General features: G+C 52.1%; 23 protein-coding genes and 1 riboswitch. Of the genes, 13 read left to right on the top strand and 10 right to left on the bottom strand.

Annotated features, from left to right (window positions below):
- Positions 1-144: 144 nt before the first annotated feature.
- Both NFU03_RS11180 and NFU03_RS11175 read right to left on the bottom strand, forming a co-directional pair.
- Positions 145-1,512: a DHA2 family efflux MFS transporter permease subunit gene (locus NFU03_RS11180; protein ID WP_398290281.1), complete on the bottom strand. Its 1,368-nt coding sequence runs from the start codon at positions 1,510-1,512 to the stop codon at positions 145-147.
- A 101-nt stretch (positions 1,513-1,613) separates the two neighbouring features.
- Positions 1,614-2,192, bottom strand: coding sequence for a TetR/AcrR family transcriptional regulator (locus NFU03_RS11175; RefSeq protein ID WP_251638713.1), 579 nt, complete (start codon positions 2,190-2,192; stop codon positions 1,614-1,616).
- A gap of 254 nt (positions 2,193-2,446) precedes the next feature.
- On the opposite strand from NFU03_RS11175, the gene pnuC reads away from it, so the two are divergent.
- From pnuC to NFU03_RS11160, 3 genes are all read left to right on the top strand, one after another.
- Complete coding sequence (gene pnuC / locus NFU03_RS11170; RefSeq protein ID WP_251638711.1) at positions 2,447-3,172, top strand: nicotinamide riboside transporter PnuC; 726 nt, start codon at positions 2,447-2,449, stop codon at positions 3,170-3,172.
- Positions 3,169-4,200 (top strand): multifunctional transcriptional regulator/nicotinamide-nucleotide adenylyltransferase/ribosylnicotinamide kinase NadR, encoded by a 1,032-nt coding sequence (gene nadR, locus NFU03_RS11165; protein ID WP_251638709.1) that lies wholly within the window; start codon positions 3,169-3,171, stop codon positions 4,198-4,200. The genes pnuC and nadR overlap by 4 nt, the downstream gene beginning before the upstream one ends.
- An 86-nt stretch (positions 4,201-4,286) precedes the next feature.
- Entirely contained in the window at positions 4,287-5,204 is a 918-nt protein-coding gene (locus NFU03_RS11160; protein ID WP_251638707.1) for an NUDIX hydrolase, read from the top strand.
- 435 nt (positions 5,205-5,639) lie between these two features.
- Here the strand turns inward: NFU03_RS11160 and NFU03_RS11155 are convergent, their stop codons facing one another.
- Positions 5,640-6,269: a hypothetical protein gene (locus NFU03_RS11155; protein WP_251638705.1), complete on the bottom strand. Its 630-nt coding sequence runs from the start codon at positions 6,267-6,269 to the stop codon at positions 5,640-5,642.
- Positions 6,270-6,469: 200 nt separating this feature from the next.
- Here NFU03_RS11155 and NFU03_RS11150 point away from each other — a divergent pair, with 200 nt between their 5' ends.
- The 4 genes from NFU03_RS11150 to NFU03_RS11135 all read left to right on the top strand — a co-directional run bounded on the left by NFU03_RS11150 (position 6,470) and on the right by NFU03_RS11135 (position 9,499).
- Positions 6,470-7,600 (top strand): YibE/F family protein, encoded by a 1,131-nt coding sequence (locus NFU03_RS11150; protein WP_251638703.1) that lies wholly within the window; start codon positions 6,470-6,472, stop codon positions 7,598-7,600.
- Complete coding sequence (locus NFU03_RS11145) at positions 7,597-8,358, top strand: YibE/F family protein (protein WP_251638702.1); 762 nt, start codon at positions 7,597-7,599, stop codon at positions 8,356-8,358. The genes NFU03_RS11150 and NFU03_RS11145 overlap by 4 nt, the downstream gene beginning before the upstream one ends.
- Before the next feature lie 185 nt (positions 8,359-8,543).
- Entirely contained in the window at positions 8,544-9,128 is a 585-nt protein-coding gene (locus tag NFU03_RS11140; protein WP_251638699.1) for a helix-turn-helix domain-containing protein, read from the top strand.
- Between the two features lie 14 nt (positions 9,129-9,142).
- Positions 9,143-9,499 (top strand): DUF2200 domain-containing protein, encoded by a 357-nt coding sequence (locus NFU03_RS11135; RefSeq protein WP_251638698.1) that lies wholly within the window; start codon positions 9,143-9,145, stop codon positions 9,497-9,499.
- An 83-nt stretch (positions 9,500-9,582) separates the two neighbouring features.
- Here NFU03_RS11135 and NFU03_RS11130 read toward each other — a convergent pair whose 3' ends face one another.
- Genes NFU03_RS11130 through NFU03_RS11115 form a run of 4 tightly spaced genes read right to left on the bottom strand, consistent with a single transcriptional unit; the run spans position 9,583 to position 13,077 of the window.
- Positions 9,583-10,353, bottom strand: a complete 771-nt coding sequence (locus NFU03_RS11130; protein ID WP_251638696.1) for a sulfite exporter TauE/SafE family protein — start codon at positions 10,351-10,353, stop codon at positions 9,583-9,585.
- Positions 10,354-10,388: 35 nt separating this feature from the next.
- Positions 10,389-11,738 carry an amidohydrolase family protein gene (locus NFU03_RS11125; protein ID WP_251638694.1) on the bottom strand — a complete coding sequence of 450 codons (1,350 nt, stop codon included), beginning with the start codon at positions 11,736-11,738 and terminating at the stop codon, positions 10,389-10,391.
- A 30-nt stretch (positions 11,739-11,768) separates the two neighbouring features.
- Positions 11,769-12,221 carry a hypothetical protein gene (locus NFU03_RS11120; protein WP_251638692.1) on the bottom strand — a complete coding sequence of 151 codons (453 nt, stop codon included), beginning with the start codon at positions 12,219-12,221 and terminating at the stop codon, positions 11,769-11,771.
- Position 12,222: 1 nt separating this feature from the next.
- Positions 12,223-13,077 (bottom strand): DUF3100 domain-containing protein, encoded by an 855-nt coding sequence (locus NFU03_RS11115; protein ID WP_251638689.1) that lies wholly within the window; start codon positions 13,075-13,077, stop codon positions 12,223-12,225.
- A gap of 152 nt (positions 13,078-13,229) precedes the next feature.
- A riboswitch (purine riboswitch) is annotated at positions 13,230-13,331 on the bottom strand.
- Between the two features lie 229 nt (positions 13,332-13,560).
- Here NFU03_RS11115 and NFU03_RS11110 point away from each other — a divergent pair.
- Positions 13,561-13,896, top strand: coding sequence for an ArsR/SmtB family transcription factor (locus NFU03_RS11110; protein WP_251638687.1), 336 nt, complete (start codon positions 13,561-13,563; stop codon positions 13,894-13,896).
- Positions 13,889-15,823, top strand: a complete 1,935-nt coding sequence (locus NFU03_RS11105) for a heavy metal translocating P-type ATPase (RefSeq protein WP_251638685.1) — start codon at positions 13,889-13,891, stop codon at positions 15,821-15,823. Before NFU03_RS11110 ends, NFU03_RS11105 begins: the two co-directional genes overlap by 8 nt.
- Positions 15,824-15,911: 88 nt before the next feature.
- Here NFU03_RS11105 and NFU03_RS11100 read toward each other — a convergent pair whose 3' ends face one another.
- Positions 15,912-16,562: a FusB/FusC family EF-G-binding protein gene (locus NFU03_RS11100; RefSeq protein WP_251638684.1), complete on the bottom strand. Its 651-nt coding sequence runs from the start codon at positions 16,560-16,562 to the stop codon at positions 15,912-15,914.
- A 143-nt stretch (positions 16,563-16,705) separates the two neighbouring features.
- Positions 16,706-17,002 (bottom strand): CD3324 family protein, encoded by a 297-nt coding sequence (locus tag NFU03_RS11095; RefSeq protein WP_285835442.1) that lies wholly within the window; start codon positions 17,000-17,002, stop codon positions 16,706-16,708.
- Between the two features lie 519 nt (positions 17,003-17,521).
- On the opposite strand from NFU03_RS11095, the gene NFU03_RS11090 reads away from it, so the two are divergent.
- From NFU03_RS11090 to NFU03_RS11075, 4 genes are all read left to right on the top strand, one after another.
- A complete protein-coding gene (locus tag NFU03_RS11090) occupies positions 17,522-17,998 on the top strand; it encodes a KGG domain-containing protein (RefSeq protein WP_251638680.1) in 477 nt (158 codons plus the stop codon).
- Positions 17,999-18,329: 331 nt separating this feature from the next.
- Positions 18,330-20,360 carry a catalase gene (locus NFU03_RS11085; RefSeq protein WP_251638856.1) on the top strand — a complete coding sequence of 677 codons (2,031 nt, stop codon included), beginning with the start codon at positions 18,330-18,332 and terminating at the stop codon, positions 20,358-20,360.
- A 91-nt stretch (positions 20,361-20,451) separates the two neighbouring features.
- On the top strand, positions 20,452-22,404 hold the full coding sequence (locus NFU03_RS11080) for an aconitate hydratase (protein WP_251638678.1): 1,953 nt from the start codon (positions 20,452-20,454) through the stop codon (positions 22,402-22,404).
- A 12-nt stretch (positions 22,405-22,416) separates the two neighbouring features.
- Complete coding sequence (locus tag NFU03_RS11075) at positions 22,417-22,593, top strand: hypothetical protein (RefSeq protein ID WP_251638677.1); 177 nt, start codon at positions 22,417-22,419, stop codon at positions 22,591-22,593.
- Between the two features lie 85 nt (positions 22,594-22,678).
- Here NFU03_RS11075 and NFU03_RS11070 read toward each other — a convergent pair whose 3' ends face one another.
- The gene (locus NFU03_RS11070; RefSeq protein WP_251638676.1) at positions 22,679-23,818 is read right to left on the bottom strand and encodes a zinc-dependent alcohol dehydrogenase; all 1,140 of its coding nucleotides are present in this window, start codon (positions 23,816-23,818) and stop codon (positions 22,679-22,681) included.
- Positions 23,819-23,824 lie beyond the last annotated feature (6 nt).

Genomic DNA, 23,824 nt, shown 5'->3' with positions numbered 1-23,824 from the left:
ACTGAATAACTGGTGCCTGTGCATCACACAATTCGAACACAATTCAGAGTTGTTTCTGAATCGTGTGGCGCACAGGTACCATCAAGTTAGATAAGAAAGCCCGACTGCAGCGGATTTAATTCCGATGCAGCCGGGCTTTTGCAGTTAGACACGTACGCGCTTGACGAAAAGGGAGGCGATGAAGCCGCAGCTGGCGAACACGGCGATGAAGATGAATGCGTGTTTCGTGCCGACTGCGAGCGATTCAGCGACTGACGCATCCGGCGATTGTGCGAGCAGGGCTTGCTGGCCGCTCAACAGCAGCGTGATGGCAAGCGCTGTTCCGGTGGCTCCGGCCATTTGCTGAAGTGTATTCATCACAGCGGTCCCGTCTCCGTACAGTTCACGCGGCAGCTGGTTCAGCCCGTTTGTCTGCGCAGGCATGATGATCATCGAAATGCCGATGAACAGGATGAGGAAGGCCAGCACAATCTGCCATACCGGTGTCTCCGCAGAAAGGATGAAGGCGAACAGGATGCAGGAAACGGATGCCAAAAAGAAACCGAGCGGTAAAAACATCCTCGCGCCGAAACGGTCGAACAGTTTGCCGATGACCGGTGACAGGACGGCGTTCATCGCGCTGCCCGGCAGCAGGACCAGTCCCGCCATCCCTGCACTCAGCAAGAGAGAGGTTTTCAAATACATCGGCAGCAGGATCGCAGTGGACAGAATCAGGAACATGCCAATGAGCAGCAGGATCGCGCCCAATGTGAACATCGGATACGTGAACACCTGCAAGTTGATCATCGGTTTATCCATCTTGAGCTGCCGGCTGACGAACAGCACGAGTGAAATGATCCCGACCAGCAGGGGGATGAACACGTGGGGAGACGCAATCGACTTTTCAGCGAGTGTGCTGAAGCTGTAGATCACGCCGCCGAATCCGAGTGTCGACAGCACCACCGACAAGATGTCGATGGCAGGTTTCGTGATGACCGATACGTTATCGACTTGCTTCATCCCGAAGAAGACGAGCACGACATAGAACAGCAGGCTGATCCAGAAGATGAACGGCCATCCGAGCGTATCGACGATCAGCCCTGACAAAGCGGGACCGACGGCAGGGGCGGTCGTAATGACGAGTCCCATGACGCCCATCACCGCTCCGCGTTTGTGGATCGGGAAGATCAGCAGCATGACATTCATCATCAGCGGCAGCAGTATGCCTGTTCCGACTGCCTGCACGAGCCGCCCGATGAGCAGCACAGGAAAGGCAGGAGCGAGCGCAGCAAGGATCGTTCCGGCGATTGAAAACGCGAGGGAGGCCGCGAGCAATTGCTTCGTCGAGAACCATTGGATGAGCAGGGATGACACAGGGACCAGGATTCCGAGCGTCAGCAAGTAGCCTGTTGTGAGCCACTGTGCGGTCGCCGACGTGATGGAAAAGTCACTCATAATATTAGTAAGGGCCATATTCAGGGCTGTTTCACTGAACAGCCCGATGAACGCACCGAACATGAAAGCGAAAGCCATAGCTTTCGGCTTGCGGACTTCTACGATTTGTAAGGACGACAACACGAACTTCCTTTCCGGATTGCATGATTGACCAGTCTATATAAAAAGAAGTGAGGCCATCACTTCATCGAAAGGAGGGCGGGGATCAGTTCGCGGATCTGCAGGAGTGGCCCGTTCGTGTTCCGCGTCAGACTGAGGGTGACGCTGCCTTCGATGAGAGCGATCATCGATGTGCTGATCACGCGGGCCCGCTCATCGGAATAGCCGCATTGGAGCAGCTTGCCGATATACAGGGACTCCCACATGCCGAACGTCTCCTCGCACGTCTGCCGCAGGTGTTCGTTCACTTGGGCTGTTTCCGCTGCCAGTAAACCGAGCGGAACCGTAGGAAGCTCGAGGAGTCCGTCGATCCGTTCGAATTGCCCTGCGATGAATTGGATAAGCTGCTGGAATGCTTGTACAGCATCTTCGTACTTGTCCAAGTGGACGCGGATATCGCCCGCAATGAGCTGGCCGGACAGTTGGATGGCTTCTGCTGCAAGCTGTTCCTTCCCGCCTGGAAAGTGGTAGTACAGCGATCCTTTCGGTGCGCCGCTCTCCTGCAGGATCTGATTGACCCCCGTAGCATGGTAGCCTTTCAAATGGAACAGCCGCGTTGCCGCCTCCAGCATCTTTTCCCGTGATTGAACTTTACTCATTCATTCCTCACCTCCAAATTATAACGATTGGTCTATATATAAAATAATGCAGCAGCCCCCCGCTGTCAACCTGAATCGGAAGTTCGGTACCTGTGCGTCACACAACTTCGGTGCAATTCAGAATAGTGTCTGAGTTGTGTGACGCACAGGTACTGCAAAAAACTTAAGTATCGTGTTGACATATCATAGTTACAATAATATACTATGTAGTATAGTTAGTAACAAATAAAAACTAAGTAAAGGGAGTGAGCGGGATGAACGAGCGGTTGAAGGGGTACTTGTCACAGTGGTCGGTGTTTGAAAAGGTGTGGATTACGCTATTTACGGGGATCACCGTCTATTTGTATTTCGCGTTCGAGGATACATTGCTCGGACTGGTAAGTTCGATTGCGGGCATGCTGTGCGTCGTGTTGGTAGCGAAGGGGAAGGTTTCCAACTATCTGTTTGGAATTGTTCAGACGGCAACTTATGGGTTCATCGCCTACGGGTATGGATTGTATGGAGAGTCCATGCTGAACTGGCTGTTTTACTTCCCAACACAATTCATCGGGATTTGGTTATGGATGCGTCATTCAAAGAAAAAGGAAGAATCCGAACACGGGGAAGACGTGTATGTCAAACGGCTGACTCCAAAAGGGTGGGCGGTCGTCATCGGTTCCTTCATCGCCGGGGCGCTGATCTATGCGGAGCTGCTGACATGGCTGTCCGCCCAGCAAGTCCGGATCGACAGTATGGCCGTTGTCCTGTCCGTCATCGCTCAGATTCTGATGGTCCAGCGCTATGCAGAGCAGTGGGTCATTTGGATTTTAGTCAATGTCCTGACGATTACATTATGGCTCGTGACGTTGATACAGACGGGCGGTAATGACTGGAACATGGTCATCATGTGGACAGCATTCCTCGTGAACTCGATCTATGGGTATGTGAATTGGGTCATGCTGTCGAAAGTGCAAAAAGCGGAAGGGGGACGGGTATCATGAAGACAGTCGGACATTACGGAGGCAAGTTCATTCCGTTCCATAAGGGGCATTTATATGCGATCACAAAAGCGGCAGCTCAGGTAGACATACTTTACGTCGTTGTCAGTTACGACGAAGCCCGTGACCGCAGGCTGTGCGAGGAGGCGGGTCTTGCATATATCGATTACCGCCGACGGCAGCAATGGATCATGACGAGTGTGAAGGGAATGCCGAATGTGAAGGTCATTGCGGTGGAGGACCCGCCGTGGGTGGATGAAACGCATATGTGGCTTGAAGGGGGGCGCCGGATGATCGAGGCGATACCGGAACCGATCACGCATATCTTCAGTTCTGAGCAGGCGTATGATTCGTGGTTCAGGCAGATTTACGGAGACGACGTCCGGCATGTCGTCATCGATGAGGCACGGGCGATATTTCCGATCAGCGCGACGAAAATCCGCAACGAAGGGGTGTTTGCGAATTGGGATATGATTCCGGAGGCAGCGAAACCGTATTTTACAAAGCGGATTGCGGTTGTCGGCGTGGAATCGTGCGGGAAGTCGACATTGGTTCGGAATCTGGCACAGCTGTTCGGTACGGAGTACGTCGAGGAATACGGGCGCACGGTCAGCGAGGAGATCGGGGACGGCAGCTCACTGCTGACGGAGGAGCATTATCAGGAAATCGTGTACGGCCACAAACATATGGAATTCCGGAAACTGAAGAAAGCGAATAAGCTGCTGTTCATCGACAGTGAGGCGGTTGTCTCCCAGTATTACGCGAAGATGTACTTCGGGCGGGACTTGGATTTCATCGAAGGGGCCATCCGTTCGCAGAACTATGATCTGTACTTGTATTTGGAGCCTGACGTGGAGTGGGTGGCGGATGGGTTCAGGACGTTCAGCGAACCTGCAGTGCGGCAGGAGACAAACCGTCTGCTGAAGCGGATGTTCGACGAGCGGGGAATTCCATACGTCTGCATAAGCGGTGACTATGAAGAACGGCTGGACCTTGCGATCGAGGAGATCACAAAGCTTATTGCTCACTGACAGCAGCGCTTGGTGCATAACTTGTCTTCACCGCCTGTTACGGGTAAAATGCGGCTAAGTCAACCGTTCGAAAGGAGCAGGAGGCAATGGACGAACACCAATTGCAAAATCTCGATGAACAAGAATTCATCGAACAGTACCGGCGGACGGAAAAGGACCGGTATGAGAAGCCGTCAATCACGACGGATATGGCCATTTTCACCGTCGCGACGGAACAGGGGAACGACAAACGGAAAAAGCCGGAAAAGGAGTTGCAAATCCTGCTGATCCGCCGAGGGGGGCATCCATATAAAGGTCATTGGGCGCTTGCCGGCGGCTTCATGGGAATTGACGAGGACTTGGACACTGCAGTCCGGCGGGAGTTGAAAGAAGAGACAGGCGTCGTGGGGGTGTATGCGGAACAGCTGTACACTTGGAGCGCCGTGGATCGCGACCCGCGCATGCGGATTGTCAGCGTCAGCTATTTGGCTCTCGTTGACCAGAGTAAACTGCCGCCCCTGCAGGCGGGGGATGATGCGGACGACGTCAAATGGTTCACCGTCCGGGATACGATATTAGATGTGCGCGATGAGGTGATAGGAGGAGCTGCAAAGCGGATAGAACAGATCGAATTGCTGCTGACATCAGACGATATCACCGTCACGGCAGCAGTCGAGCGGACGACTGTGACGGAAGGTGCCAATACACAGACGTCGCTGACCGTCACCCGGCAGGACGGACTCGCCTTCGATCACGCGGAGATCATCCTCTATTCGCTCGAGCGGCTGCGCGGCAAGGTCAACTACACGAATATCGCCTTCAATCTTGTCGAAGACGAATTCACGCTGCCGGACCTTCAGCAAGTGTATGAAGTGATCCTCGGCAGGCGTTTGAACAAAGTCCAGTTTCGCCGCTATGCAGAAGAGATGGTGATCGATACAGGGAAGGAAATCCGGACAGGCGCATACCGGCCGTCGAAGTTGTACCGCTATAACCCGGCATGGGTGCAGGACCGGTGGAAATAGGATAACCGGTGCCTGTGCATCAAACAACTTGAACACAATTCGGAATTGTGTCTGACTTGTGTGGCGCACAGGTACCCTTAGAAAAATGGGGACGCAAAAAACCGATGAGGAACAGAGTCCCCAACGGTTTTTCTGGCTGCACGGCATACTCAGCTTGGCAGGACACGGCGGGCCGCACAAGAATCCCGTAACTGGATGTCCAAGATTTGAAAGAGCCGTAATCGTTAATCGTTGAGCTTTGAAGGATAAGAGCTTTAACGCTTGAGTTTTACAGCTTTGACGCTTGAGCGTTGAACTTTTCCGTCCTGTCAACTAATTATGAATTAACGTTAAGTTAAAGTAAGTTGTCCGGTTTTACTTATTGACCCAAAGAAAGTCCGGTGAAAAGAAGGGTCTTGTAGTTGCCGTTTTCAAGTACCCATGCAGGCGGGCGGATCAGATGGTGATTTGCGTGAGAGCATTCGATTCGGAGAGGACCGCATCGACGTCCGTCTTGAAGGCGGAGATGCGTTCTTCGAGTTCCTCGATGCGCCTGTTGAGGTGAAGCGGGTCGATCAGCACGAATTCGTTCCGGTCCAGGAAAGCCTTCGTATGGAGCTCGACGTCCTCTTTTTTAGCATTCTCCTTCTTGCCGAGAATTTCCGCCAAATAGGCTTCAAGCCGTGCAGGCAGTGTGTCGTTTTCGACGGTGAGGCGGTTCACGGCTTCCCGGCGTCTTGTGATCATCATTGCAAGCAGCTGTTCCTCCAGCTGGATGGACGTCTTCCGCTCAATTGCCTTCGCTACAGTCATCGTCACACCGCCAACGGTCACTTGTGTAACTGCGTTCGACTGGACGATCGCCTCTTTGATGAGGTTGCGTCGTTCAATGAGGGAAACGGCTTTATCAAACCCGGCCTGGATGGTTTTTTCATAGTCTTCGATCGGAAGGCCGTTCACTTTCTCGGCTGACTTGCGGTCTGCTGCGATGAAGTCGGCACCCATGACCGACTTTTCGATTCGGTCGTTCAGCGTTTTCAATTCTGCCAGCGCCCGGTGCACGGACATGGTCTGGTTCGTTGTCATGCAATCTCCCCCACTTTCTATAGTTTCCAGTTTATCACTGGTATATTGTCGCAGGCAACTTGCAGGACGGTACCTGTGCATCACACAACTTGAACACAATTCTGAAATGTATCTGAATTGTGTGACGCACAGGCACCGTTTTTTCATGGTAGGATGGGAGGCGGATGAGGGAAATCGGAATGGTCGGGAGGCGGTGAATCATGAACGGACGCAGACGGAAACAGGGAAGACCGGCATGGGGGCTGTATGCGATCCTGCTCATTATCTGTGCAGGCTCCCTATACGCCGTCCATCACAATCAGACGCTGTATGACCGGCCGATTGCAGAAGTATTGACGGCTGACGTGACGGAGCAGGAAGAGACGACGGATGTGCATAGGAATACGGACGTCGTAACGTCGCAGATGCTCACAGCGGAGTTGAAAAACGGCGAATGGAAAGGGCAGGAGATCGAACTGCTGAATGACTATTCGAAGTCAGGTGTGTATGACCAGAAGTATGCCGCCGGGGATGAAATCTTCGTGACGATCAGTGGGAAACGGGCAGAAGACGGGAAACTTACAGGAGAGGCGGTCGATTTGAAGCGGGATGGGTATGTTGTGCTGATCGGGTGGCTGTTCGTCTTCATCCTCCTGCTGATCGGCCGGCGGAAGGGGTTGTTTGCACTCATCAGTTTTGCGGTGAACGTGCTGCTGCTGACTGTTGCGCTCGATCTGTATGTCGATCATTTCCCGTCCGGCCTGCTGGTGATTATCGGATTATGTGCGGTACTGTTCACCGCCGTTTCCCTGCTGCTCGTTAGCGGGTTCAACGATAAAACCTATGCAGCGATCATTGCGACTTTGATCGGGACGACGGTGTCGCTCGCGATTGCGTGCCTGGTCATCTGGCTGATGGAAGGAAAGGGCCTGCGCTATGAAGAGATGCAGTTTTTGACGCGGCCCTATCATACGGTGTTCATCGCAGGACTGTTCATCGGTTCCCTCGGGGCGATCATGGATGTATCAATCACGATCTCCTCGTCGCTGTTTGCCTTGTATGAGCAGAATCCGGATATTGCGGACAGTGAGCTGCTTGCTTCCGGGCGGGAAATCGGAAAGGATGTCATGGGCACAATCACGAGCATCCTGTTCTTCGCGTACTTGACGGGCTCGCTGCCGATGCTGATCCTCTATTTGAAGAATGCAGCGCCGCTCAGTTTTGCGCTGCCGATGAATCTGTCGCTTGAAGTGGCAAGGGCACTGACGGGCGGGATCGGGATTGTGCTGACGATCCCGGTTGCATTGCACACCGTGATGTATTTCATCAGAAGAAGGGGGGCGGCTGCATGAATGTCATCATGGTGCTTGCGGCAATCCTGTTTGTGCTGATGGCGCTCGTTGGCGGCAGCAAGGGGGTGCGCTCCTTCTTCGCGCTGTTCCTCAACTTCGGGGTATTGGTGTTCATGCTGTTTTTCATGACCAATCCCGATGTCAATCCTGTCATTGTCACATTTTTCGCGAGCATCCTCGTCTGCTGCATCGGGTTGTTCTTCATTAACGACGTGAACAGCAAGACGGTTATCGCTTTTGTGTCGACGATGATCGTGATCAGTGTCCTGCTGTTTTTCATCGTTAAGCTGTCGGACGGCATGATGATCCAGGGATTCGGGGAAGAGGAGACGGAATCGCTCAGCGGGCTGTCGCTCTACGTAGGCGTGGATTTTGTGAAGGTGGGGGCCTCTGTCGTCATCATCAGTACGATCGGAGCGATCCTGGATGTAGCGATTTCGATCACATCCTCCATGCAGGAGATGCACCGGCGGAATCCGCGGCTCCAGCGGGATGAACTGGCGGCAGCCGGGATGGATGTCGGAAGGGATATCCTCGGCACGGATACGAATACACTGTTCTTCGCATTTTTCGGCGGCTACTTGGCGCTTCTGATCTGGTTCAAGGATCTTCACTACAGTGTCGGAGAAATCATCAATGCAAAGGTCTTCAGTTCCGAAGTGCTGCTCGTTTTCAGTGCAGGGATCGGGGTGGCGCTCGTCATCCCCGTCGCCTCCTGGCTCAGCGCAGCCTATTTGGTGAGAAAGCGAGCATCTTGAAGGTGCCCGCTGCCCCTTGAAGGTACCTGTGTGTCACACAACTTGAACACAATTCAGAATAGTGTCCGAATTGTGTGGCGCACAGGTACCTTTTTGCCATCTCTTCGCGGACTCTACGGAGCGTTTGTTGCCCGGAGGCGCGGTTCAGGGGTACGATGAAGTCATCAGGGAGGAGAGGTCAGGCGATGGATGTGAAAAAAGTGGGCGGTGTCATTCTGCAGCTGCGGAAAGAAAAAGGATGGACGCAGAAGGAGCTGGCAGACCGGCTGCATGTATCAGACCGGACCGTTTCCAAGTGGGAACGAGGCGCAGGTTTTCCGGATGTCTCGCTGCTGACAGAGCTGTCCGCCCTTCTTGGTGCCAATATCGAAGACATTCTGGACGGCGGCCTGAACGCCGGCGATTTCACAGGAGGAAATATGAAAAAATCCACTTATTACGTTTGCCCCTCATGCGGCAACATTACAATCAATACAGGCAATGCATCCGTGTCATGCTGTGGCAGGAAACTGGAGCCACTTGAAGCGAGGAAAGCAACAGACGACCATGTGCTGAACTGCGAACTGATAGACGGGGAACTGTACGTCTCGAGCGATCATCCCATGGAGAAGGATCACTACATTTCCTTTGTCGCCTTTGCGACAGGAGATCAAGTACAGCTGTTTAAACAATATCCCGAATGGGCACTGCAAGCACGCATTGCCAACCGTCGCCATGGGATGCTGCTGTCTTATTGTACAGAGCATGGGTTGTATTACCAGAATGTGTGAAAGAGGGCGGGGCAGTGAAGAAGCATAAGATCTTTACGATGCCGGTAGCGGATGTCTACCCGCATTATGTAGCGAAGGCAGAGAGGAAAGGACGCACTCGGCAAGAGGTCGACGAAATCATCTTTTGGCTGACAGGATACAAAGATGAGCAGCTCCGAGACTTGCTGGCAGAGAAGACGGACTTCGAGTCATTCTTTGCAGAAGCCCCCTCTCTGCATCCGAACCGCCGTCTCGTAAAAGGTGTCATCTGCGGTATCCGCGTGGAGGACATCGAGGAACCGTTAATGCAGGAGATCCGTTATTTGGATAAGCTGATTGACGAGCTGGCGAAAGGAAAGAAAATGAATAAGATCCTCCGCAGTTCGGACTAAGAAAAAAAGACACTCGAGCCTCTCCTTTCGGGAGGTGCAGAGTGTCTTTTTGGCATGTATTGATAAATTGGGAAATGGAAGTATCAGGCTCCTGCAAACATAGAAACGAGCATATAAACGGATGAGACGATTGTAAGAATGGAGATCAAAAGTTTCAACTGCGGGAGTGGTACTCGATTGGCGATTCGCGTGCCAAACAGAATACCAATTACAGTTCCGACTAAGCTGACAACGATCAGGTAGGCTGTGGACTCCAGATTGGCACGGGCGAAGTAGCCTGCCATAGAAGGAATGGCAATGATAACAGAGTTCAATAGGCTCACACCGACGGCGACCCGTATATTTACTCCCAGGCTAGCTAGAATCGGTACTAATAAGATGGGCCCCCCTGCGCCGGTCAGTGCGCAGATGGCAGCAGTCAGAAATCCAAGCAGTACAACAAAAAGACGGTGCTGGAGCAGCGGGGATGGCTGCTGTGCCCCCTCAGGCTGGCTCTTTTTCAGCAAGATGGAAATCCCGGCGAACAGAACAAACAAGTAGAGGAAAAGTTTCACGAGGAAGTCGGAGGTGACTACATTGATCTGAACACCGAGCAAGGCACCTGGAAGGCTGCCGATACTTAACAGTACAGCGAGTTTGATATCCATCTGCTTCATCTTCCAGTAAGATAGTGCACCGAGGAGCCCGGAGACAGCAAATGCCAAAAAACTCAGAGCGAGGGAATCATGTACAGGAAGATGTAAAAATCCAACATAAATTAACGGCAATAAAAATCCGGCTATTCCTGAAATACCCAAAAATATTCCAATTACTAAGTTAGCAAGTAATACGATACTGATAAGAAAAATGGACATGTGTTACCCCTCACTTGTTCGTAACCCTGACTGAGTTATCGGATAGCATGGCTGAAAAGACTCTCCATTGCCAGTTTGCTATCATACATTATTTTTTCTTCATCCATAGTTAGGACCTGTCTATCTTTCATGAGAAGTCTCCCGTCAACGACTGAATGTGTCACATCCTTCGCACTAACGGCTTCAATGAGTGTGTTGACTAAATTGTGTGTCGGTTGAATATGAGGCTGATCAATATCGATGAGGATGAAATCTGCCTTTTTCCCCACTTCCAATGTGCCGATCTGATCGTCCTGAAGCATCGCTTTGGCACCGCCGAAAGTCGCCATCTTCAACAATGACGAGGAAGGCATGATGACAGGATCACCGTAAGGAGCCCCATAGGAAGCACGCATCAGCGATTTGAACACGCGCATTTGCTCGAATAAGCTTAATCCTGTATGACCAGCACCGTCTGTACCGAGACTTACTGGAATGCCTTTCTGCAGTAGGTGTGGGGTGTTCGGAACGCCTTTTCCAGAATTGCTGACAGGACAATGGACGATATGACAATGGCGTTCCTTCACAATATCCATCTCGTTTGCAGACATAAAAATACTGTGTGCTCCTAAAAAATGATCGTTCAGGACACCGAGCGTATCCAAATATTCATAGGGACGCATCTGATAGTGTTCCAAGCAGTAGTTGATTTCATTTGTATATTCGTTCATATGGGCCTGCATGCCGGTTGCACAATCATTGGCTGCTTCAAAAACTTTCTCGATGAGCTCGGGTGTACAGGAGAGGAGAGAACGCAAGGAAAACCAGACGTTCAGCCGACCTTCTCCAGCTCCCTGATACTCGTTGAATAATTGCCGGTTTCGACTGATATTTTCCTCAATGCTCTGTTTCATTGCCGAGACGATCTCTGGTCCGCTATCCATTGTGGAACAAGAAAGGACTGCCCGCAAGCCGGATTCCAGAACGGCTTCTGCTGTCTGGGACATATGCTGTCCGCCTGCATCGATGAAAGAGGTTGTGCCCGACTTGATCATTTCCAGACAGCTTAACTGGGAGCTGATACGGACGTCTTTTTCTTGAAGGCGACTTTCATAAGGAACCATGATCCGTGTCCAGATCATCGGCAGTTCATCGGTGATCCGTCCGCGCAACAACTGTTGGGACGTATGGGTGTGGCTGTCAATCAGCCCGGGCATCGCAAGCTTCCCCTTCGCATCTACTGTGACTTTTGCGGAATAAGCAGCCGACAGGGCGGAGGTATCACCGAGAGCGATCAACCGATTATCGTTTACTACGATTGTTTGATCATGCACGAGTTGAAAGTCGGAAGTCAATAGGGTGCAGTTTTTTATGAGCAGACTTGCGTTTTCAGTTTTGGGTATCATAAGAGCCCTCCGTGTTCGTTAGTAGAAAAATTAGTTACCTGCATCAGTCATATGTAAAAACAACTCGGCAAACGTTGCTTGGATCAGGAAAGTTCCTGTAAACACTAAGATGGCGACAATGACCATTTTCCAACTTTGGCTAATGAATGACTTGAAGTCAAGACCGATGCCCGCAAGCGTGCCAACAATTGTTATAGGCGCCATAAACGAAATTTTTGCAGTCGAGTCGATAATCGGTTGTGCGATAGGAGATATAGGACTTGCCACCAGCATTCCTATGAGCACGACAAATACGATTGGTGGAATCTTTAACGGGATCACTTTTCCTAAGGCGATGCCGGTAAATGCAATTGCAGATAACCAGAGAACACCTGGTATGGATTCTGTAATGGATACATGATTGCCAATCAGATTAGCCAGCAACATCGTGATTACGGACGTAAAGACAAGGGAAAGCGTCCAGTTTTTCATTGTCATCGCCATGTTACACATCTCCTTCGTACTTAAGACGTTTTCGGAACGAAAGCTTTGGCTCCAAGAAAGCGTATAGCTTTTTTGTAATTGGCAGCGAGATGAAAAGCGTGAAGTAGATGCCGACAATCGCAGACAGCATATCGCTCGCTCCTGCCAGCATGACGATCTGATCTGCATATTCTGGATAGATGGTGGCAAGTGTTCCGGAGGCAGCTGCCATCATCACGCCGCTTCCAATTCCGCAAGCCATGGCGAGTGCCAGCGGGTGAAAGAACTGGAACGATGCTACGAAACTTGCTAAAAAGCCGATATAGACCGTCCCGATCAAAAACCCGATGATATAGATAGAGAGGGCTCCTCGTGCTTCAGGCGATTCCGATCCATACAGATGGCAGATCAGTCCATAATCCTTATCCCGGCAAGTCGAGCTCGTTGCGCCAATCGCTTCTTTTTTTATGCCGAGGAGCAGGGCTACCGGCAGAGCGAACAAAATCGTCCCAATGTGTCCGATTTCCTGGAAAGCAAGCGCAGGTCCGACATTGACAAGCTCAGGCAGATTGGCACCAGCTAATACACCTACTTTTGCCATGAACGGCGTGATGGCCACAAGCACAAGTGAGGAGGCTTTTTTGGTTTCTTCTTTTGTGAAGAATTTTACAATATCTTTACCAAGTACAACTCCGATGACAATGGCGAAGAGCATAGGATAGATGACGATTAAGGCTGGACCCGCATTGAATTTCTTCATGCCGATCAATTCTGCGATAAGAACAATGAGAAAGGCTGCCGCATACAATCGATAATTTTCTTTTACATGTCCCCAAGCTGTTTGCTTTGGATGTACCGTACTTGCTGAACTTTTCAATGCACTCTCCCTTTCCGACGATCCAATTTTCAATTCTCCTTATAAAAATGGAAAAAACTCTAGTTGGGTAACTAGAGTTTGACAGGTGAATCGACAGAGAAAACGAAGAGAAGGCAAATAGAGCACCTGGTCTGCAAGTGCGATCGCTAGTTCGTTTTGTCGTCATTCATCGTAGTCAAACTATTTACGGTAGTTTGGTAGAGACTTTTGGACCTTATTTCCAAGTTTATACGAGAATTCAAACACGAATGTTAATTATATTTAGTGATAATTCGTTCGTGTATTGTCTAAATTAAACCATTACACGCCGATTGTCAAAGTTTTTATGGATGAAAAAAACATTAAAAAAGGTGAATTTTAAAATAGTTCATACTACCTTACTCCGTCCAGGTACCTTACCATTGACAAAACTTTTCTGACAACATATACTATGAGTAACAAATGAACAATTACTCATATGTTCATATTAAAGGATAGGTGATGATGATGACGGAACAGGAAGCAATTCATGATACAGAAATGCTTGATAAGGAAGTTGAGCAGGATGTAGCAAATTTGTTTAGTGCACTGTCTAGTCCGACACGTATTAAAATCCTTTTCCTGCTGAAACAACAATCGCTCACAGTAACACAGATCTGTGACAGATTGGATGTGTCACAGAGTGCCGTTTCCCATCAACTGCGGGAATTGAAATTTGCTCGGCTCGTGAAAAGTCAGAAACATGGCAGGGAAATGATTTACCAACTGCATGATATCCATGTTCATGAAATTTTTGAAGTGGCAATTGAGCACGTAAAGGAGATTTATCATTATGAGTGAACACTCGTTGAATCATCGAGCGTCTTCTTGCAGCCATAATCATGACCACGATCATGACCATGCCCACGGCGGAAATAAGGCTGCCGTTCTCTACTTTGCCGGACTGGCCGCATTCCTGGCAGCGCTCTTCGTCTCTTCCGACCTCTGGAGTGCTGTGCTGTTCATCCTGACCCTTGTCCTTTCCGGCTACCATATAATCATCGAAGGGTTTTCCGATACGTACCAGCAGACGCGGGCCAAGCGGAAGTTCACACCGAACGTCCATATACTGATGACGCTTGCAGCGATCGGCGCGGTCGTCATCGGAGAATACCGGGAATCCGCCCTTCTGATCCTCATCTTCGCGGGGGCACATTTCCTCGAGGAATACGCGGAAAAGAAAAGTAACAAAGAGATTACGAGCCTGCTGAAGCTGAATCCGACCACCGCCCGCCGGATCAAATCGGACGGGGAGGTCGAAACGGTGGAAGTGTCAGAGCTCCGGATCGGCGACCGGCTGTCCATCTTGAACGGGGATCAGATTCCGACAGACGGTGTTGTCCTGTCGGGCACTTCATCCGTCGACCAGTCGTCCATCACAGGGGAGAGTATGCCGATCGAAAAACGTGAAGGCGACGAGCTGTTCGGCAGCACGATCAACGGCGTCGGCACGATGACGATGGAAGTGACGAAAGACAGCGCCGACACGGTGATCTCGAAGATCATCCAGCTCGTGAGTCAGACGCAAAACAATGTGTCGCGCACTGCGGCGTTCATCAAACGTCTTGAACCTGTCTATGTGAAAGTGGTCCTGCTACTGACACCGCTGTTCTTCCTGCTCGGCTACTACGTACTGCAATGGGGTGCATACGGCAGCCTCTACCGGACGATGGTGTTCCTGATCGCGACTTCGCCGTGTGCGCTCGCTGCAACTGATATACCGGCAACCCTTTCGTCGATCAGCAACCTGGCGAAGCGCGGCGTGCTGTTCAAAGGCGGTTCGTACCTGTCGAACCTGGCCGATCTGAAAGCGGTCGCCTTCGACAAGACGGGTACGCTGACGACGGGGAAACCGGTCGTCACCGATACGTTTTTCGCCGATGAGGTTCCTGTCGCGGAACAGGAAGCGTTCATCCGCTTAATTGTCTCCATGGAAAGCAAGTCCAATCATCCGCTGGCGCAAGCAATTCTGATCCGTTATGAGGACGTGAAGCCGCTTGACTTGGAAGTGGAGAACGTTATCGGCGTCGGCCTGCTTGCTGAGTCGGACGGTGCGGTCTATAAAATCGGGAAACCGACTTCGTATGTAACGATTTCCGACTCTATTCAGCAGCAGACAATCCGTTATGAGGAAGAAGGGAAAACGGTCGTGTACTTCGGGACAGACGACCGGGTGCTCGCTCTGCTCGCCATCCAGGATGTACCGAAAGAAACATCGCTCGAAGCGATCCGCTACTTGAAAGACCAGGGCATCCATACGATGATGATCACAGGGGATGCCAAGCGGACTGGCGAAGCGATCGGTCGGAATCTAGGTATTGACGAAGTGCGCGGAAACGTTATGCCCGATGAAAAAGCTAGTATTATTAATGAGTTGAAGAAAACCTATCCAGTCACTGCGATGGTCGGTGACGGCGTAAATGATGCGCCGGCCCTCGTCGCTGCTGATGTTGGCATCGCGATGGGAGAGGGGACGGACATCGCTATCGACGTGGCAGATGCCGTGCTCATGAAAAACGACCTGACGAAGTTTTCCTATACCTTGCAAGTCGCGAAGAAACTGCGCCGCCTCGTCGTCCAGAACATCGTCGTCGCGCTCGCCGTCGTCCTGTTCCTCGTCATCGCCAACATCACCGGCAACATGAACATGACGGGCGCAGTCATCATCCACGAAGGCAGCACACTCGCAGTCATACTCAACGGCCTGCGCATGCTGAAGAAAGTTTGAATTTGGTGCCTGTAAATTTGGTGCCTGTGTGTCACACAAATTCGGAACGATTCTGAATCGTGTCTGAATTGTGTAGTGCACAGGCACCTTATTTCGTCAGGGCGTCTTTGAACAGACGATCCAAGGGCTCGGTGTCGGTGATGTTGCGGTTGCATACGGCGCTGTCCGTGCAGATGAGATTGCCGATCGCCCTGTAGTAATCAGGATTGTTCGCCTTCCTTTCTTTCGTTACAGTAGAAAACATCGTGACCTGTTCCTGATGATGGCATATGGAGCAGGTGTTTTGGATGAAGTTCGGGGAGAATGTACATTCAATCCCTTCCATCCTTCCGTCCCATACATACAGCAAATACATCCGGTTGGATCGGCTGTCCACCCAGCTGAGGTATGTCGTACGCTCCAAATCCGAATTAGCCAAGGCAGGCAGCTTCAGCTTTTTCCGTTTCGGGAAGAGCTTCTTCAGCTGCGGTTCCGTTACTTCCGGAAAAGACAGCCGGCAGGAGTCTAACCGGGACAATGCCTGGTCGTATTGATCATTCGTCCTCAGCGAACTGAAATCCAGCAGTTGTTTCTGCTCCTCTGACAGTCGGGGGATGCAGGTCATGATGCGTTCCGCACAAAGCGCCAGAAGCGACTCTCTCACGGCCGGGGTCAGATGCTGTTGTGTACTCTGACGCATGAGGGCGGCTTGTTTGCTGATGTAGTTGTAGTGTTCGTTTCTGATGAAGTTCTCCGTCATGGGATTTGCGCCTCCTGTTCGTTTCTTCTGCAAGTGTACAAGAATCCCGCCGGACAGACTAGGGAAAGAATAGGTCGGAAAAGTTTTCAGCACAAAAACCCTTATCCAGCTTTTGTTGAACAGCTGGATAAGGGGTTGGATATCTACTTACGAATGTAGACGATCTTTTTAATGGTTTCTGATGACAGGCAATAGGCAGTGGCCAGCTCCCCGATAGCAGCTCCGTCAAAAAAGCGGCTGCGGATCTGCTCGTTGCGTTCATCCAAAGAGTGCCTGCTGCCGGTAGCCGTCCCCCATTTCAGGCGTTCCTTATTACGCTTCGGAATATAGAGAGTCTCACCGTGAATATATTGCTGAATTTCTGCCAGCAGTTCATCAGGTAAGATCTGTTTTGCATTGACATAATTCATAGGTGACCGCTCCTTATTTTGTAATGGAATAAGGGAGCAAAGCCATTCGTTCAGAGTAGAAACCTAGCGATGAAGTAAATTGGTCAGCCCCATGCAAAGTATCGCCTTTCTGACTTCAGGCTTTGCATGAGTGGGAGCGGTATCAGACAATCGCAACGGATTCTCCAACGATATGCACCTCCTTAGGCTAAAAAGCAGCCTATGAGTAGTAGACCTCCATTGTACTGTGGAATAGCAGCTGGAATCAACTTTTTATTTGCAGGCTTACACGTTAAAAGCTGCAGGCTGATTTGGATTTAATGGAAAGCACACCGAGGATAAGGGTGAAAGAGCTCCAGGGAAGAAGCGCTATCATTCCGTTTCTCACCGAAACGGAAGAATCAAGCGCGAGCGATGCGCTGCGGCTCATTTTCATTATATTAAAACAGAGCATCCTTTCGCTGGATTGGTTATAGACAGAATAGTGGGTTTACGGAATGGCATTCTGGGAATACACCAACTAAGCTCGCTGAACGACAGAATCCCACATTACTAAGGAGGAATTTCAGAATGGCTAACCGTAAAGACGATGACCGCAATCGAGAAAACGATGGCAAGATGACATTGGAAGAAGCTGGCCGTAAAGGCGGAGAAGCGACTGCAAAGAATCATGACAGAGAATTCTACGAAGAGATCGGACGCAAAGGCGGCGAAGCCACAGCTGAGAACCATGGCCCTGAGTTCTACGAGGAAATCGGTCGCAAAGGCGGAGAAGCAACGGCTGAAACACATGGCAAGGAATTCTACGAGGAAATCGGACAAAAGGGCGGAGAAGCCCGCGTGGAACAGAGCCGCAACAGCAGCGGGAACGATGACAAGATGAGTCTTGAAGAAGCCGGCCGCAAAGGCGGGGAATCCCGTTCCAAAAACAGCAATAGCAGTGACCGTGAAAACAGCAATAACGGCAAGATGAGCCGTGAAGAAGCTGGCCGCAAAGGCGGAGAAGCCCGTGCCAGAGAAACGAAAAAAGACAATGATCGTAAATAAGTAGTGGACAAGGGCGGCCAGTCCGCCCTTTTCCATCCCATGAAGAGGACATCTTCGAATCGACTTAAGTGATTCGATGATCTCCTTTTTGTTATGCATTCATTCCGGGAAAAGGAGAGGCAATCTGCGTTTTTTTCATAACGCCTTACCGGGTCTCCCTTGTTTACTTACTAGATTGTCAGGGAACAGGGAGAAGGATAGGATGCATGGGTGGAGGTACATAGAGCCCGGTAGCGAATGCAATCGGGAATCGCAGTGACCGGCACTCACAAAAACTCGACAATCAGGAGGATGATGATCGGTGAAGAAGGACAATGAAAACAACCAGAACATGGACGCGAAGGACGAGCAGCTCGGACAATTCCGCCACCAGAATACGGGTGAAGGCAAGCCGATGACCGAAGAGAGCGGCATGAAAGTCGCCAATGATCAAAAGACACTGCGTGCCGGCAAGCGCGGACCGCTCCTGATGCAGGACTTCCATTTCTATAAGAAACAATCCCATTTCAACCGGGAACGGATCCCTGAAAAAGTCGTCCATGCACGCGGATTCGGCGTCTATGGCGATTTTGAGCTGTACGAGTCGATGGAAGAGTACACAATGGCGAAATTCCTCCAGGAAGAAGGGAAAAAAACGCCTGTTTTCGTCCGTTTTTCAAACTTCGTCGGGAACCGGGGATCGAAAGACACAGCAGTGGATATCCGGGGCTTCGCAGTTAAGTTCTATACCGAAGAAGGCAACTACGACTCGCTCGCCCTGCAATTCCCTGTATTCCTGCTTGCGGACGCCATGAAGTTCATGGACGTGACGCATGCCGCGAAACCGAATCCGAAGACCCATATGCCTCAGGCTACTGTTGCCCACGACAGTTTCTGGGACTACGTTGTCAACAACCCGGAATCCGCCCATATGGTCATGTGGCTCATGTCCATGCGCGGGCGCCCGAGAAGCTGGCGCATGATGGAAGGGTATCCGGTCAATACATTCCGTTTCGTGAACAAGGAAGGGAAGTCGACGTTCGTCCGGTTCGTCTGGAAACCGAAACTCGGTGTCCACTCCCTCCTGCTCGACGAGGCGAATATCATCGGCGGGGTCGATCCCGATTTCCATCGCCGGGACATTGTCGAGGCGATTGAAAACGGTGCGTATCCGGAGTATGAGCTCGGCGTGCAGATGATCGAGGAGAAGGATGAATTCAACTTCGACTTTGATATTCTCGATGATACAAAATTATGGCCGGAAGAGGTCGTCCCTCCGAAATTCGTCGGCAAAATGACCTTGAACCGTCTCATGGACAACTTCTTTGCAGAAGAGGAGCAGTCTGCGTTCAATCCGAGCAACTTGGTGCCGGGTATCGAATTCTCGAATGACCCTGTCCTGCAGGGCCGCTCGTTTGCCTACCGGGATACGGAGCTTTACCGTCAGAACTCCGCCAACTACGAAGAACTCCCTGTCAACCGGCCGATCGCCGATGTACAGAATAACTACCGCGACAGTTACGGGAAATACCCGATCGAGACGGATGAAGTCCACTACCATAACAATTCCCTGGCGGACAATACACCGGCCGAAACTCCGCCGGAACAAGGCGGATATGAAAACTATCCGGGCAAAGTCGAAGGGCATGTCACTCGGGAACATCCGAGTGATTCATTCGAAGATTACTACACGCAGGCCCGGATCTTCTGGAACAGTCTGTCGGCGCCGGAGAAACAAGACCTCGTAGAATCGTTCAGCTTCCATATCGGCAGTGTGAAGGACAAGACGATCCGCCAGAAGAACGTAGAACTCTGGGGGAATGTCGATACCGAAATGGCCACAATGCTTGCAGAGAACATCGGTGTGGAACCACCAAAGACGAAGCACGTCGACGTGGACACGAGCTATGCATCCCTGAGCCAGCTGAACTCGCCGCACTCTGCGATGACGATGAAAGTGGGCGTCCTGCTCGGAGACGGGTTCGACGGGAAAGAAGTGAACGCAGCACTCAAAGCATTTGCGGAAAACGGTGTACTGTTTGAAACAATATCTGAAAAACAGGGCATGCTGACAGGGAATGACGGTACCGAGCTGGAAGTGCTCAAGTCCTTCCTGGCGGTCGACCCGACTCTCTACGATGCTATCTACGTCGTAGGCGGCAAATCACCGATGCAGATGAAGTTCGACACCCACCTGTTCGACTTCGTCCGCATGCATTACTCGCACATGAAGCCGATCGGTGTCGCATCCGGCGCGGGCGATTACATCATCAAGAGCGAATTGAACAATATGGACGGAGTCATCTTCGCGGATGATAACAAGGACTTCACCGGCCAATTTATCGGTGCCATTGCGCAGCAGCGCTTCTGGGACCGCAAGTGACTGTTCACCAGCCTCCAGAGGAACAGGCAAATGCAGAACTGCATTTGCTTGTTTCGCATCCACGTGACTACATGACAGGGAGGATATCCAAATGCCATTGAACGTTACCCAAAAACTGATCAAAGACCATCTGCTGTCCGGTGAGATGACACCGGGAAGCGAAATCGGCCTGAAGATCGACCAGACATTGACACAGGATGCCACTGGCACGATGGTCATGCTGGAACTTGAAGCGATGGGCGTCAAGCGTGCCCAGACAGAAGCATCCGCACAGTACGTCGACCATAACGTCATCCAGGTCGATAACAAGAACGCGGATGACCATCTGTTCCTGCAGAGCGCAACGCAGCGTTTCGGCCTGTATTACAGCCGTCCCGGCAATGGGGTGAGCCACCCGGTGCACATGCAGCGCCTCGCGATCCCCGGAAAGACCCTGCTCGGTTCGGACAGCCATACGTGTGCGAACGGCTGTATGGGAATGCTCGCCATGGGCGCAGGAGGCCTCGACGTGGCGCTTGCGATCGCAGGCAACCCGGTCTACATCAAAATGCCGCAAGTGTGGGGCGTCAAGCTGACCGGTCGACTGTCCGACTGGGTGAGCGCAAAAGACGTTATCCTCGAAATGCTCCGCCGTCATGGCGTGAAAGGCGGAGTCGGCAAGATTATCGAATATTACGGGCCTGGCCTTGAGAACTTGAGCGCGATGGACCGCCATGTCATCGCTAATATGGGGGCGGAACTCGGTGCGACGACGACTGTCTTCCCGTCGGACGGCGAGATCCGCCACTTCCTCGCGACACAGGGACGGGAAGCCGACTGGGTGGAACTGCAGGCGGACGAAGGGGCGGAGTATGACCTGTACGAGGAGATTGACCTCTCCGCGCTCGAACCGCTCATCGCCAAGCCATCCAGTCCGGGCAATGTCGTGCCCGTTTCGGAAGTTGCCGGCACCCCGATCTACCAGTCCTACATCGGTTCTTCCGCCAACCCGGGATACCGGGACTTTGCGGTCGTCGCCGAAATTGTCAAAGGCAAGCGGGCGAAGGAAGGTGTCTCCTTCGACATCAACCCGACATCCCGCCAGCTGCTGACAGACCTCGTGAAGGAAGGTCATATCGCATCACTGCTGCAGGCCGATGCACGGCTGCATCAGGCGGGCTGCAACGGCTGCATCGGGATGGGGCAGGCTCCGGCGACGGGCCGCAACAGTCTGAGGACGACACCGCGTAACTTCCCGGGACGCTCGGGCACACTCGAAGACAGTGTGTTCCTGTGCAGCCCGGAAACTGCTGCCGCTTCCGTTCTGACCGGTGTCATCACCGATCCGCGCACGCTTGATATGCCGTATCCGCAAGTACATGATCCTGAAGAACCGACAGTCGACACGAAACTGCTGACAGAGCCGCTGCCATACGAAGAAGCGCAGCAGGTAGAACTTTACAAAGGGCCGAATATCGCTCTTATCCCAGACATGGATCCGCTTCACGATGCCATGGAACTGCCGATCCTGCTGAAGATGGGCGACAACATCTCGACGGACGAAATCCTCGCCGGCGGGGCGCGTGTCCTGCCGTTCCGGAGCAACTTGCCGGAAATCAGCAAATTCGCTTTCGAAAATGTGGACCGCACATACTATTCACGGGCGAAGGCGACACCAGGCGGCCATGCACTCGTCGCAGGCTCGAACTATGGACAGGGGTCGAGCCGTGAACACGCAGCGCTCGCTCCGCGATATCTCGGACTGCGGGTTGCGCTTGCAAAGGACTTTGCACGGATCCACTGGCAGAACCTCGTGAACTTCGGCATCCTGCCGCTCACCTTCAGTGACCCGTCGGAATATGACCTGCTCGAGAACGGGGACATCCTCGAACTGACGGACGTGCGTGCGAAAGTCAAGTCAGGCAAGCCGTTCACTATCGGCATCAAAGGCAGCAATCGGGAGATCCATGTGGAGCATTCCATGTCAGGCCGCCAGATCGACGTAATGCTCGAAGGCGGCATGATCAACTGGGCAAAGGCACGCCAAGACGAAATCGAAGCATGAGGAGGAACTGAGATGATCGACCGCGAAGCGACTTGCAAAGCTTGCGAAGGGACAGGAATGCTGGCTGATGATGAAGGCTGGCAGTACGGCTGTACGATCTGTGACGGTACCGGACAGCTCGGATCGCGGAACAGCAGCGGGAACGGTCCCCTGATGGACACCGACGCGAACAACCGGCTGCTCGACTGATGAACTGACCGGATCCATGGACAGCATAACGAAAACGCCCTTCCTCCTGTTAAAGGGGGAAGGGCGTTTTGCTGTGCATAAAGGATCATGGCTTAAGGATGACTTTGATGCAGCCGTCTTCATGATCATGGAATTTCTGGTACGCATCCGCAGCTTCATCGAGCGGTACGACGTGTGTGATGATGTCTGTCGGATCGATCTTGCCGGAGGTCACCTGATCGAACAGCAGCGGCATGTTATGGATGACCGGAGCCTGTCCCATCTTCATTGTGACGTTGCGTTCCCAGATCTTGCCGAGCGGGAATGCATTGTACAGCGAACCGTATACACCGGTCAGCTGGATTGTGCCGAATTTCCGGACCGACTCCAGGCCGATTTCGATGGCACTCGTCGTCCCGCCCTGCAGCTTCATCTTCTGGCCGACTGTTTCAAAGATATTCTTCTTGCCATCCATGCCGACACAGTCGATGACGACATCCGCGCCGCCGCTCGTCAATTCTTTCATGTGGCTGCCGATTTCATCGATCTCCGCGAAGTTGAACGCTTCCACGCGGTTCGTCCGGACGGCATGCTCCAGGCGGTATGGTTCGTGATCGATCGCGATGACCCGCTTCGCGCCCTTCTGCCAGGCGAACTTCTGTGCCAGCAGACCGACCGGACCGCAGCCGAGGATGATGACCGTATCGCCCTGCTTGACCCCGGCGTGTTCAACACTCCAATAGGCGGTCGGCATAATATCGGACAGGAACAGCAATGACTCGTCCGGCAGCTCACAGCTCTCCGGAACGACGAACGGCGTGAAGTTGCCAAACGGGACCCGGAGATACTCCGCCTGGCCGCCCGGGTAATCACCATACCGCTCGGTGAACCCGAGGAACCCGCCTGTATCCACGTGGGGATTCGGATTGGAATTGTCGCACTGGCTTTCCATTTCGTGACGGCAGAAGAAACACTCGCCGCACGAGAGGTTGAACGGGATGATGACCCGGTCGCCCTTCTTCACATTCACAACTCCCGGCCCGATCTCTTCGACGATGCCCATCGGTTCATGGCCGATTACATAGTCCTTATGCGTCGGCAATGCGCCGAGGTAAATATGCAGATCCGAGCCGCAGATCGCGGTGGACGTAATACGGACGATGATATCATCGGGCTTCTCGATCTTCGGGGCCTGCACCTTTTTCACTTGAATGTCTTTCGCGCCTTGAAATGTCACTGCTCTCATTGCTGT

Source organism: Sporosarcina sp. NCCP-2716, from assembly GCF_023707985.1.
GTDB lineage: Bacteria > Bacillota > Bacilli > Bacillales_A > Planococcaceae > Sporosarcina.
Note: the sequence above shows the minus strand (reverse complement) of the source record. Positions and strands in the feature narration are given on the sequence as shown.

Coding starts and splice junctions, on each gene's coding strand:
- NFU03_RS11180 (WP_398290281.1), bottom strand. CDS start 1,512: ATGGCTTTCGCTTTCATGTTCGGTGCGTTCATCGGGCTGTTCAGTGAA.
- NFU03_RS11175 (WP_251638713.1), bottom strand. CDS start 2,192: ATGAGTAAAGTTCAATCACGGGAAAAGATGCTGGAGGCGGCAACGCGG.
- pnuC (WP_251638711.1), top strand. CDS start 2,447: ATGAACGAGCGGTTGAAGGGGTACTTGTCACAGTGGTCGGTGTTTGAA.
- nadR (WP_251638709.1), top strand. CDS start 3,169: ATGAAGACAGTCGGACATTACGGAGGCAAGTTCATTCCGTTCCATAAG.
- NFU03_RS11160 (WP_251638707.1), top strand. CDS start 4,287: ATGGACGAACACCAATTGCAAAATCTCGATGAACAAGAATTCATCGAA.
- NFU03_RS11155 (WP_251638705.1), bottom strand. CDS start 6,269: ATGACAACGAACCAGACCATGTCCGTGCACCGGGCGCTGGCAGAATTG.
- NFU03_RS11150 (WP_251638703.1), top strand. CDS start 6,470: ATGAACGGACGCAGACGGAAACAGGGAAGACCGGCATGGGGGCTGTAT.
- NFU03_RS11145 (WP_251638702.1), top strand. CDS start 7,597: ATGAATGTCATCATGGTGCTTGCGGCAATCCTGTTTGTGCTGATGGCG.
- NFU03_RS11140 (WP_251638699.1), top strand. CDS start 8,544: ATGGATGTGAAAAAAGTGGGCGGTGTCATTCTGCAGCTGCGGAAAGAA.
- NFU03_RS11130 (WP_251638696.1), bottom strand. CDS start 10,353: ATGTCCATTTTTCTTATCAGTATCGTATTACTTGCTAACTTAGTAATT.
- NFU03_RS11125 (WP_251638694.1), bottom strand. CDS start 11,738: ATGATACCCAAAACTGAAAACGCAAGTCTGCTCATAAAAAACTGCACC.
- NFU03_RS11120 (WP_251638692.1), bottom strand. CDS start 12,221: ATGGCGATGACAATGAAAAACTGGACGCTTTCCCTTGTCTTTACGTCC.
- NFU03_RS11110 (WP_251638687.1), top strand. CDS start 13,561: ATGATGACGGAACAGGAAGCAATTCATGATACAGAAATGCTTGATAAG.
- NFU03_RS11105 (WP_251638685.1), top strand. CDS start 13,889: ATGAGTGAACACTCGTTGAATCATCGAGCGTCTTCTTGCAGCCATAAT.
- NFU03_RS11100 (WP_251638684.1), bottom strand. CDS start 16,562: ATGACGGAGAACTTCATCAGAAACGAACACTACAACTACATCAGCAAA.
- NFU03_RS11090 (WP_251638680.1), top strand. CDS start 17,522: ATGGCTAACCGTAAAGACGATGACCGCAATCGAGAAAACGATGGCAAG.
- NFU03_RS11085 (WP_251638856.1), top strand. CDS start 18,330: ATGGACGCGAAGGACGAGCAGCTCGGACAATTCCGCCACCAGAATACG.
- NFU03_RS11080 (WP_251638678.1), top strand. CDS start 20,452: ATGCCATTGAACGTTACCCAAAAACTGATCAAAGACCATCTGCTGTCC.
- NFU03_RS11075 (WP_251638677.1), top strand. CDS start 22,417: ATGATCGACCGCGAAGCGACTTGCAAAGCTTGCGAAGGGACAGGAATG.
- NFU03_RS11070 (WP_251638676.1), bottom strand. CDS start 23,818: ATGAGAGCAGTGACATTTCAAGGCGCGAAAGACATTCAAGTGAAAAAG.